We start from the raw sequence: 11,315 nt of genomic DNA on the forward strand, positions 1-11,315 counted from the left end.
CCACCCGACGGGGTGGGCGGCTCGGCCGTCGTCAGACCTGCACGGTCGGCAGCACCACGAGCTGCCGCAGGTTCACGTTCTTCGGCCGGCTGGTGGCGAACCCGACCACGTCGCCGATGTCGGCCGGGTTCAGCGGCGGCACCTCCTCGCGCCACCGCGTCAGGTCCGCGGACACGTCCGGGTTGTCGATGTGGTCGGCCAGCTCGCTGTGCACCAGACCGGGCTCGACGTTCGTCACCCGCACGCCCCGCGGACCCAGCTCGGTGCGCAGGTTCGCCGACAGGTGGGTGACGGCGGCCTTCGTGGCGGTGTAGACGGCGTAGTTGGGGAAGGTGAGGTGCGCGCCGATGGACGAGACGTTGACCAGGTCGGCGGTGCCGGTCGCGCCCGCCTCGACCAGGTCCGCGGTGAACGCCCTGGTGACGTTCAGCAGGCCCTTGAGGTTGGTGTCGATCATCCGGTGCCACTCGTCGTCACGGCCCTCGGTGATGGGGTTGGCGAGCATGACGCCCGCGTTGTTCACCACCAGGTCGACGCGGCCGAAGGCGGTGTGGACGGTCTCCGCGGCCTCGGTGAGGTCGCCGGTGACGTCCGCGGCGACCGCGAGCGCCCGGCCGCCCTCGGCGGCGATCTTGTCGGCCAGCTCGGCGAGCCGGTCCGCGCGGCGGGCCAGCAGCGCGACCTTCGCCCCGGACCGGGCCAGGACGAGGGCGATCTCCGCGCCGATGCCGCTCGCGGCACCGGTGACGACGGCGGTGCGGTTGTTCAGGTCGTAGGTCATGGCAACGACATTGGACCTGGTCGCCAGGGGTACCAGAGGCCCTGGTCATCCTGTGGGCCCGGGTTCCTGGGTCTGCCAGTACCCAGGTTGCGCGGCCGGCCGGTGGCCATACTGGGGTGGTGAACCACGACCTCGGCGAATTCCTCCGCAGCCGCCGGGCCCGCGTGCGCCCGGACGACGTCGGCCTGCCCGGCGGCGGTCGGCGGCGCGTCCCCGGCCTGCGCCGCGAGGAGCTGGCGCTGCTGGCCGGCGTGAGCGTGGACTACTACATGCGCCTGGAGCAGGGCCGGACCCCGGCGGTGTCCGACGCCGTGCTCGACGCCGTCGCCCGCGTGCTGCGGCTGGACGAGACCGAGCGCGCCCACCTGCGCAACCTCGTGCGACCCGCGCCGACCAAGCGCCCCGCGCCGCAACGCGTCCGACCCGGCCTGCGCCGCCTGCTCGACATGGTGGACGACGTGCCCGCGTTCGTGATGGGTCGCCGCACGGACATCCTGGCCTGGAACCCGCTGGCCGGCGCTCTGTACGGCTTCGACGACCTGGCGCCGGAGGACCGCAACTCGGCCAGGCACACGTTCCTGCGCCCGCAGTCGCGCACCTTCTACCGCGACTGGCCCTCGGTCGCCGCCGACACGGTGGCGTTCCTCAGGCTCGACGCGGGCCGTTACCCGGACGACGCGAGGCTGGCGGCGTTGGTGGGGGAGCTGTCGGTCAAGGACGAGACGTTCCGCAGGCTGTGGGCGCAGCACAAGGTGCTGGAGAAGACCCACGGCACCAAGCTCGTCCACCACCCCGTGGTCGGCGACCTGGACCTGGACTACGAGAGCCTGCAACCGACCGGCGACCCGGACGTGGTGCTGGCCGTCTACACGGCCAGGGCCGGCTCGCCCACCGAGGACCGCCTCAAGCTGCTGGCGAGCTGGTCCGCCGTGCCGTCGACCACCCCCTGACCGCGGCCTACGAGCAGCGCGTGCCCTCGGCCGGCAGCTTCCCCTCGACCAGGTACGCGTTGCCCGCCTCGTCCACGCAGTCGTTGCCCTGGAGGTAGACGGTGTGCTGGTTGCCCTCGAACGTGAGCAGCCCGCCGCCCAGCTCCTTGGCCAGGCTGACCCCCGCCTCGTACGGCGTGGCCGGGTCGCCCGTCGTGGAGATCACCAGCACCGGCGGCAGGCCCGTCACCGGCTTCTGCTCCTGCACGCTCGGCGGCACCGGCCAGAACGCGCACGCGTCCAGCGCGCCCGCCGCCGGCTGCCCGTCGTCCAGGAACGGCGCGGCCTGCTTGTACCGGCGCGCCACGTCGTCCAGCACGGCCCGGTCCGTCACCCGCGGCTCGTCCACGCACTTCACCGCCGTGAACGCGTCGGTGATGGTCGAGTACCGGCCGTCCTTGTCCCGGTCGAAGTAGTTGTCCGCCAACAGCATCAGCACGTCGCCGCGGTTGTTCTTCAGCTCGGTCAACCCCGTGTTCAGCGGCGCCCACAGCTCCTCGGAGTACATCGCCTGGATCGCCCCGGTGATCGCGTCGTTGTACGACAGCTTCCGGTCGCCCACCGCCACCGGCCGCTGCACCAGCGGCAGCGTCAGCTCCCGGAACGCCTGGTTCGCCTTCGACGGGTCGTTGCCCAGCGCGCAGTCCTGCCGCGTCGCGCACCACGCGGCGAACGCGTCGAACGCCTTCTGGAACCCCGCGCCCTGCGCGATCAGCGACTCCACCTGGTCCTGCGTCGGGTCCACCGCGCCGTCGAGCACGAGCGCCCGCACGTTGCCGGGGAACGCCTGCGCGTACGCCGCGCCGATGTGCGTGCCGTAGGAGTAGCCCAGGTAGGTCAGCTTCTCGTCGCCGAGCGCCGACCGCATGACGTCCAGGTCGCGCACCACGTCCCGGGTGCCGACGTTGGCCAGCACGTCCACCCCGGTCACCGCCGCGCACTTCTCCGCGTACGCCTTGTTCTCCGCCTCGGTCTCCGCCACGCCCGCCGGCGACGCGTCCACGTCGTTGTCCAGCCGGTCGGCGTCCCGCTCCGCGTCGGTCAGGCAGCGGACCTGCGGCTCGCTCGCCCCGACCCCGCGCGGGTCGAACCCGACGAAGTCGAACCGCGCACCCACCTCGGACGACGTGAGCTGCGACGCCATGCTCGCCGCCGCGGCCATGCCGGACGCGCCCGGCCCGCCCGGGTTCATGATCAACGAGCCGATCCGGTCACCGGTCGCGCGCTGCCGCAGCAACCCGATCCGGATCGTCCGGCCGTCCGGCTTCGCGTAGTCCAGCGGCACCTCGAGCCGGGCGCACTCGATCGACTTCTTGCTCCGGAACAGCGTGGTCGTCGTGCCCGTCGTGGCGTACGGCGCACAGTCCTCCCAGCCCAGCTGCTGCCCGTAGAACCGCTCCAACCCGGCGGGCACCGCACCGGCCGGCCCTCTCTGCTCCAACGCCGTCCCGGCGCTCGGCGAGCCGGACAGCACGCTCGTGCACGAGGCGAGCAGCGGGAGGGCGAGGAACAGCATCACGGAACGGCGCACGTGGTCGATCGTAGGTGTGACTCGTGTGCCACAACGCCCGCCACGGTTGCTCCGAGTGAGCGACAATGCCCCCATGCCTCAGCTCCGACTCGCCCTCGCCCAGGTCAACGCCTGTGTCGGCGACCTGGCCGGCAACACCGAACTCGTCGTCGAGTGGTCCCGCAAGGCCGTGGAGGCGGGCGCGCACCTCGCGGTCTTCCCCGAGATGGTGCTGACCGGCTACCCGGTCGAGGACCTCGCGCTGCGCGTGTCGTTCGCGGAGGCGTCCCGGGAGGCGCTCGCCGGGCTCGCCACCCGGCTGGACGAGGCGGGGTGCGGCGAGCTGGTGGCGTTCGTCGGCTACCTGGACCGCGACGAGCGCGGCATGCGCAACGCCGCCGCCGTCCTGCACCGGGGCGAGGTGGTGGCGCGGCAGCACAAGCACCACCTGCCCAACTACGGCGTGTTCGACGAGCGCCGGTACTTCACCCCCGGCGACGCGCTGGACGTCGTCCGCGTCCACGGCGTCGAGGTCGGCATGGTGATCTGCGAGGACCTGTGGCAGGACGGCGGACCCGTCGCCGCCCTCGGCGAGGCGGGCGTGGACCTCGTGGTCTCGCCGAACGCGTCCCCGTACGAGCGGAAGAAGGACGACGCCCGGCTGCCGCTCGTGGCGCGGCGCGCGGTCGAGGCGGGCGCGCCGCTGGCCTACGTGAACCTCGTCGGCGGGCAGGACGAGCTGGTGTTCGACGGCGACACGATGGTGGTCGGCGCGGACGGCGGGCTGATCACCCGCGCGCCGCAGTTCGTGGAGCACCTGGTCGTGCTGGACCTCGACCTGCCGGGCGGCGCGCCCCGCACCGAGGGCGAGCACGGCGGGTTCGCGGTCCACCGCCGCTCGCTGACCCACGAGCCGCTGCCGGCCTACGACCCGCTGCCCGTGCCGGAGCCCGCCGAACCGCTGTCCGACGAGGCGGAGGTGTGGCACGCGCTGGTCACCGGCCTGCGCGACTACGTGCACAAGAACGGGTTCCGCTCGGTCGTGCTCGGCCTGTCCGGCGGGATCGACTCGGCGGTCGTGGCCGCGCTGTCGGTGGACGCGCTCGGCCCGGACAACGTCTACGGCGTGTCGATGCCGTCGGTGTACTCGTCGGACCACTCGAAGTCCGACGCCTACGACCTGGCCCAGCGCACCGGCTGCCACTACGAGGAGCAGCCGATCGCCGACATGGTGCGCGTCTTCGTCGACCAGCTCGGGCTCACCGGGCTGGCGGAGGAGAACGTGCAGGCGCGGTGCCGGGGCGTGACCCTGATGGGGCTGTCCAACCAGCACGGGCACCTCGTGCTGGCCACCGGCAACAAGACCGAGCTGGCGGTCGGCTACTCCACCATCTACGGCGACGCGGTCGGCGGGTTCGCGCCGATCAAGGACGTGCTCAAGACGCTGGTGTGGGACCTGGCGCGGTGGCGCAACGCGCAGGCGGAGAAGCTCGGCGAGCTGCCGCCGATCCCGGAGAACTCGATCACCAAGCCGCCCTCGGCCGAGCTGCGGCCCGGCCAGGTCGACACGGACTCGCTGCCGGACTACGAGCTGCTCGACTCGGTGCTGGACGACTACGTGGAGGGCGACAAGGGCTACCGCGACCTGATCGCGATGGGGTTCTCCCACGAGCTGGTCGACAAGGTGCTGCGCATGGTCGACAAGGCGGAGTACAAGCGCCGCCAGTACCCGCCGGGCACCAAGATCACGTTCAAGGCGTTCGGCCGCGACCGGCGGCTGCCGATCACCAGCGGCTGGCGCGAGGGCTGACGGTCAGGCGGTGGCGGTCGTCCCGGTGTGGGTGGCCGCCGCCCGGCTCGACGTGCGCCGCCTCGGGCCGATCGCGCCCGCGATCGCCATCGCGCCGAGGACCAGCAGCACGATCGCGAGCAGCCAGGCCAGCGCGATCAGGCTCGCCACCGGCCACACGAGCACCACGATCCCGGCGACCGCCGTGACCGCGCCGGAGAACACGGCCCAGCCGCTCCGGCCGACGCCGTGGAAGATCTCCGCCACGCCGCCCACGACCCAGGTCACGCCCAGCAGCAGCGCCAGCACCGCGATGGTCTGGAACGGCGCGCGCAGGCAGAGGATGCCGGCGACCAGGGCCAACAGCCCGGACACCGCCAACAACCAGCGCGGCCGTCCGCGCGTGTCCGAGTCGAACGAGCCGACCAGCCAGAAGATGCCCGTGATCAGCATCTCCAGGCCGAACAGCACGGCCGCGGTGAGCAACGTCAGGCCGGGCCAGAGCAGGACCGCCAGACCGATCAACAAGGTGATCACCCCGAAGGTGATCCACAACGACTTCGCCTCGCCGGCCGGTGACTCGTCACGACCGGCCTGACCAGCGGTGTCGGCATCGGGATACGTCATGCGGCCATGGTCCGCCGACCCTTCCGCCGGCGCAGGGCCGATTCACCTGTCCGAGTGGTCCCGACCGGGTCAGGACCCCGAGCCGGGACCGGGGCGCGGCAGCCACAGCGACACCACCGCGCCCACCCCGCAGATCACCGCCGTGATCCGGAAGATCTCGTGGTACTCGGTGAGCAGCGCCGCCGTCAGCGCCTCCTTGTAGGCCGCCGCCTTCTCGGCGAACTCCTCCGGCGACATCCCGAACGGCAGGGGCGTGTCCAGGTCCGCGGTCAGCCCCCGGAACCGGTGCAGGCCCCACGCCGACAACGCGGCCACGCCGACCAGCATCCCGGTCATCCGCGCCACCACCACGGCCGCCGACGCCACCCCGTGCCCCTCCGCCGGCACGACCCGCAGCACCGCCGCCGACACCGGCGCGATCACCAGCCCCAACCCGAACCCGGCCACCGCCAGGTCCCGCCCCACCACGAACGACGACACCGTCGCCGGCCACTGCGCGATCAACGCGTACGCGACCGCGGCCACCACCAGCCCGCCGAACGACACCCACCGGTCGCCCAGCCGCGTCCGCGCCGCCAACCACCCGCCGACCAGCGCCCCCACCGGCAACGCGATCAGGAACCGGGCCAGCATCGCCGCCGCGGCGGCCGAGTCGCGCCCCAGCACGGTCTGCGCGAACAGCTCCACGTCCACCAACGTCACCATCAGCGCCGCACCCGTCGCCAGGGACACGCCCAACGACGCCAGGAACGGCCGCATCGCCACCCCGGCCGGGTCCAGCAGCCGCACCGGCGACCGCCGCTCCCACCACGCGAACCCGGCGAACACCACCACCGACGCGCCCAGCGCGGGCCACCCCCACGACGGCAGCACCGACCGCGCCGGGTCGGGGTTGTAGAGCCCCACCACCAGCAACGACAGCGACAGCGCCAGCAACCCGCCGCCGACCGCGTCGATCCGCACGGACCCGGCCGGCGCCGACCGCGGCACGGTCAGCTGCACGACCACCATCGCCACCGCGGCCAGCGGCAGGTTCACCCAGAACACCCACCGCCAGCTCTGCGGCTCGACCGACTCGAAGAACGACCAGGCGTTGAACAACGACGCCAGCCCGACGCCGTACAGCGTGCCCAGCACGCTGCCCAGCTCCTGCGCCGCGCCCACCACGCCCAGCGCCGACGCCCGCCGCCGCTCCTCCCACAGGTCGGCCACCAACGCCATGGTCACCGGCAGCAACGCCCCGCCGGCCAGCCCCTGCACCACCCGCCCGGCCACCAGCAGCGGCAGGTCGCCCGCCAGCGCCGTCACCGCCGAGCCGACCGCGAACCCGACCAGGCACAGGTGCAGCACCGGCCGCCGCCCGAACCGGTCCGACAGCTGCCCGAGCAGCGGCATCCCGGCGACGTACCCGAGCAGGTACCCGGTCACCACGGGCGTCGCGCGCTCCAGGTGGTTCACCGGGATGCCCAGGTCGCGCACCATGTCCACGAGCACGCCGACGACCACGTACGCGTCCAGCGCGCCCAGCAGCACCGCCGCCGCGCCGGCCCCGATCGCGAGCCGCCGGGCCCGCACCGCCGAGGCGCTCACGCCGGCGGCGAGACGGTGACGGACTTGTTGAAGTCGGACAGCTCGATCGTCACCTTCGCCCCGCCCGGCAGCGTGAACAGGGCCCTGCGCAGCTTCTCCTCCCGCACCGAGAACTCCGACGCCACGTCCGCGTCGATGCCCGGCACGAGCCCGGCGACCACGTCCCGCGGCACGGTCGCCGTCACCACGGTGTCGCCGTCGTCGGCCGACACGGTCTTCGCGTCGCGGGCCTCCGCGAGCACCCGGGCCACGCCCTCGTCCGGGTCGAGGATCGCGGTCGGGTCGTACACCTGCCCCGCCAGCGCCGCGGGCAGCTTGGTGAACCCGCCGGTCGGGCCCTTGAAGTAGAGGTCCTGCCCGACGAGGACGTACTCGACCTCGATCAACTGGCCGAACTGCTCCACCTTGGCCCGGCCCTGCGACTCGCCGTCGGCGTTCAGGTCGCCCTCGGCGTCCTTCACGGTCACGCCGGGCAGCTCGCCGTCCACCTTGATCGTGAAGTGGGTGCTGGTCACCGACTTCATCGCGGCCGACGCCTTCGCCAGCACCTCCGGCCCGTCGGGCAGCCCGCCCCCGCCACCGCCGGAGGACGTGCAGCCCGCCGCGAGGGCGAGCACGAGCGACCCGATCAGGGCGCGACGAGAGAGCATGGGTGAATCGTAGATCCAGTGCCGCGACCGCACGGCCGAACGCCGACGCAAGCCCGTGACCTGCGCAATCGCCGGGAGGTGGCAAACGGCGCACCGCGTTCGGCCGAGTCGCCAGCGCACGGCCCGCCGCTCTTACCTAGGCTTCGGGTCATGAACCGCCAGCAGGAGTTCGTGCTCCGCACCCTCGAGGAACGCGACATCCGGTTCGTCCGGCTCTGGTTCACCGACGTCCTGGGCTTCCTCAAGTCGGTCGCGATCGCCCCCGCCGAGCTCGAAGGCGCCTTCAACGAGGGCATCGGCTTCGACGGCTCCGCCATCGAGGGCTTCGCCCGCGTGTACGAGTCGGACATGGTGGCCAAGCCCGACCCGTCGACGTTCCAGGTCCTGCCCTGGCAGACGCCGGACAAGAGCCACTACTCGGCGCGCATGTTCTGCGACATCGCCATGCCGGACGGCTCGCCGTCGTGGGCGGACCCGCGGCACGTGCTGCGGCGCGCCCTGGCCAAGGCGAGCGAGGCGGGCTTCACCTGCTACGTGCACCCCGAGATGGAGTTCTTCCTGCTCAAGGGCCTGCCCGACGACGGCAGCGAGCCCATCCCGGCGGACAACGGCGGATTCTTCGACCAGACCAGCCACGAGACCGCGACCCACTTCCGCCGCCACGCCATCGAGGCGCTGGAGGCGATGGGCATCTCCGTCGAGTTCAGCCACCACGAGGGCGCGCCCGGCCAGCAGGAGATCGACCTCCGCTACGCCGACGCCCTGACCATGGCCGACAACGTCATGACGTTCCGGTACGTGATCAAGGAGGTCGCGATCACCCAGGGGGTGCGCGCCTCGTTCATGCCGAAGCCGTTCACCGACCAGCCCGGCAGCGGCATGCACACGCACGTCAGCCTGTTCGAGGGCGACCGCAACGCGTTCTACGACGCCGAGGACCCCTACCAGCTCTCCGACACCGGCAAGATGTTCGTGGCCGGCCTGCTGAAGCACGCGCGCGAGATCTCCGGCGTCACCAACCAGTGGGTGAACTCCTACAAGCGCCTGATCGTGGGCGGCGAGGCGCCGACGGCGGTGTGCTGGGGCCACGCGAACCGGTCCGCGCTGGTGCGCGTGCCGATGTACTCGCCCGGCAAGTCGTCGTCCCGCCGGGTGGAGATCCGGTCGCTGGACTCGGCCTGCAACCCGTACCTGGCGTACGCGGTGATCCTGGCGGCCGGCCTCAAGGGCATCGAGAAGGGCTACGAGCTGCCCCCGCCCGCCGAGGACGACGTGTGGTCGCTGACCGACCGCGAACGGCGCGCCGCCGGCTACGACAACCTGCCGCAGAACCTCGGCGAGGCGCTGACCGAGATGGAGAACTCCGAACTGCTCCCCGAAGCCCTCGGCGAGCACGTGTACGACTTCTTCCTGCGCAACAAGCGGACCGAGTGGGACGCGTATCGGCGCAGCGTGACACCGTACGAGCTGCGCAACCTGTTGCCGGTCCTGTGAGGGAGACGCCCGTGCGGGTCGTCCACACCGGGCGCTCGGAGAAGCTAGGTTTGCAGACCGTGACCGAGGTGCCCGCGCGTTCGGAATCCCGTCCCACGTTCATCGCCTGCACGGTGGCGACCGCCGCCGAGCTGCCCGCGGTGAAGGTCCTGTCGAGTTCGTTCCTGGCCAACCACCCGCAGGCCAGGTTCCTGGCGCTGGTGGTCGACGCCCAGCCGGAGAACTCCGGTCCCGGCCTGGTCACCCCCGCCGACCTGGGGATGACCCAGGACGAGCTGGCCGAGCTGGCCACCGGCTGCACCGCGGCGCAGCTGCGCGGCGTGCTGCGGCCCACGCTGCTGGAGCAGCTGCTCGGCCAGGGCGTGCCGGTGCTGTACCTGGACCCGTGGGTGCAGGTCCTCGGGCCGCTCACCGACCTGGTCGAGAACGCGGTCCGGCGCGGACCGCTCGTGCTGCTGCCCCGGGCGCTGCGGCCGCTGCCGGACGACGGCCTGCGCCCCACGCCGACCGAGCTGCTGGAGACCGGCGTCTTCGACCCGGGTTTCCTGCTGGTCGCGCCGGGCGCGGAACCGTTCCTGCGCTCGCTGGGCGAGCAGCTCCGCCGCACGCCGGACGCCACCAAGGCCGTGCTCGACATGGCCCCCGCGCTGGTCAACGTGCACGTGCTGCGTGACGCGACGGTCGGCCTGTCGGTGTGGAACGCCGCCCAACGCGACCTGCACCGGAGCCCGGACGGCGTGCTGACGACGATCGGCGAGCCGGTCCGCACCGTGCACTTCGCGGGCTTCGACCCGCACCGGCCGTGGCTGCTGTCGGCCGACTTCGCCGACCGACCCCGCGTGCTGCTGTCGGAACACCCCCAGTTGGCGGAGCTGTGCACGGCGTACCGGGCGGAACTGGTGCGCAAGGGCCACACCGCGCAGCGGGTGCGCTACGGCTTCGGCCAGCTCCCGGACGGCACCCAGATCCCGGACGAGCTGCGCGCGGACTACCGCGAAGCCGCCCGGACCAGGCCGGGCTCCGCGTTCAGCCCGGAGGGGTTCGACCGCGAGGGGTTCGACCGCGAGGGGGTTGACCGCGAGGGGTCCAGCCGGGAGGGGTCCAGCCGGGAAGCCCTCGACCCGGCAGCCGGGACCCCCACCGCGCCGACCGGCACCCCGGCCGCCGATCGGTCCGACCCCGTCCCGCTCGCCCCCACCTCCACGGCCCTCCCGGACCCGGCGACCACACCGGCCCCGGCCGACTCCGGGGCTGCGGCCACCGCACCGGAACGGGCGGAGTCGCCCGAGCCGGCCGCGACCTCGCCCGGTTCCACGCCCCCCGCGCCGGCCGACACCTCGGCCGTGACCCCGCCCGGCCCTCCGCCCTCCGCGCCGGCCGACCCGACGGCGGCGACCTCGCCCGAGCCGGCGACCCCCGTGCCGTCGCCGCCGAACGAGACCGCGCCCGAGGCCGCGCCCGAGACTGTGGCCGCCCGGTCGACCGCCTCCGCCGCCGGGACACCCGGCCCAGCCGCTCCCGAACGGCCCGTCCCGCCGTCGGGAACCGCCCGCCAGGCCCCAGCCGCCCGCCCCGGCACACAGCCGGGGACCGCCCGCCCCGGCCCGCCCCCCGCCTTCGGCCCCGACGGCGGGGCGGCGTTCGTGGCCTGGGCCGCCGAACCCGCGCCCGGCCTGCCCGGCAGCACCCGCTGGTCCGCCGCCCTCTGGCGCTCCGACCCGGCACTGCGCGCCCAGTTCCCCGACCCGTTCGGCGCGGACGCCGCGGCGTTCCGCGACTGGTGCGCCGGCCGCGGGCGGGCCGCGGGCCGGCGGCCGGGGGCCGCCGGGCCCCCCCCCCCCCGCCACGCCCCCGACCAGCACCACCACCAAGGCGGCGACGGGCA

Annotated in this window: 8 protein-coding genes and 1 pseudogene; 4 read left to right on the forward strand and 5 right to left on the reverse strand. The window is 73.4% G+C overall.

All coding sequences use genetic code 11. The annotated features are described in order from the left end of the window. Positions 1-31: 31 nt before the first annotated feature. The gene (locus ACFXGA_RS05285) at positions 32-781 is read right to left on the reverse strand and encodes an SDR family oxidoreductase (RefSeq protein WP_378084571.1); all 750 of its coding nucleotides are present in this window, start codon (positions 779-781) and stop codon (positions 32-34) included. A 119-nt stretch (positions 782-900) separates the two neighbouring features. On the opposite strand from ACFXGA_RS05285, the gene ACFXGA_RS05290 reads away from it, so the two are divergent. Next, complete coding sequence (locus ACFXGA_RS05290; RefSeq protein WP_378084572.1) at positions 901-1,731, forward strand: helix-turn-helix transcriptional regulator; 831 nt, start codon at positions 901-903, stop codon at positions 1,729-1,731. A gap of 7 nt (positions 1,732-1,738) precedes the next feature. On the opposite strand, the gene ACFXGA_RS05295 is transcribed toward ACFXGA_RS05290, so the two are convergent. Beyond that, positions 1,739-3,286, reverse strand: coding sequence for an alpha/beta hydrolase (locus ACFXGA_RS05295; RefSeq protein ID WP_378084585.1), 1,548 nt, complete (start codon positions 3,284-3,286; stop codon positions 1,739-1,741). Positions 3,287-3,374: 88 nt separating this feature from the next. Here ACFXGA_RS05295 and ACFXGA_RS05300 point away from each other — a divergent pair, with 88 nt between their 5' ends. Beyond that, a complete protein-coding gene (locus ACFXGA_RS05300; protein WP_378084574.1) occupies positions 3,375-5,090 on the forward strand; it encodes an NAD+ synthase in 1,716 nt (571 codons plus the stop codon). Positions 5,091-5,093: 3 nt separating this feature from the next. Here ACFXGA_RS05300 and ACFXGA_RS05305 read toward each other — a convergent pair whose 3' ends face one another. The 3 genes from ACFXGA_RS05305 to ACFXGA_RS05315 form a co-directional block, all read right to left on the reverse strand. Beyond that, entirely contained in the window at positions 5,094-5,696 is a 603-nt protein-coding gene (locus ACFXGA_RS05305; RefSeq protein WP_378084575.1) for an HdeD family acid-resistance protein, read from the reverse strand. Positions 5,697-5,765: 69 nt separating this feature from the next. After that, complete coding sequence (locus tag ACFXGA_RS05310) at positions 5,766-7,286, reverse strand: MFS transporter (protein ID WP_378084576.1); 1,521 nt, start codon at positions 7,284-7,286, stop codon at positions 5,766-5,768. Beyond that, positions 7,283-7,936: an LppX_LprAFG lipoprotein gene (locus tag ACFXGA_RS05315; protein ID WP_378084578.1), complete on the reverse strand. Its 654-nt coding sequence runs from the start codon at positions 7,934-7,936 to the stop codon at positions 7,283-7,285. The genes ACFXGA_RS05310 and ACFXGA_RS05315 overlap by 4 nt, the downstream gene beginning before the upstream one ends. A gap of 150 nt (positions 7,937-8,086) precedes the next feature. Here ACFXGA_RS05315 and ACFXGA_RS05320 point away from each other — a divergent pair, with 150 nt between their 5' ends. Next, a complete protein-coding gene (locus ACFXGA_RS05320; protein ID WP_378084580.1) occupies positions 8,087-9,430 on the forward strand; it encodes a glutamine synthetase family protein in 1,344 nt (447 codons plus the stop codon). Between the two features lie 11 nt (positions 9,431-9,441). Further along, positions 9,442-11,315: pseudogene (locus tag ACFXGA_RS05325) on the forward strand (hypothetical protein); the annotation flags it as partial.

Source organism: Actinosynnema sp. NPDC059335 (genome assembly GCF_042752395.1).
Taxonomy (GTDB): Bacteria; Actinomycetota; Actinomycetes; order Mycobacteriales; family Pseudonocardiaceae; genus Actinosynnema.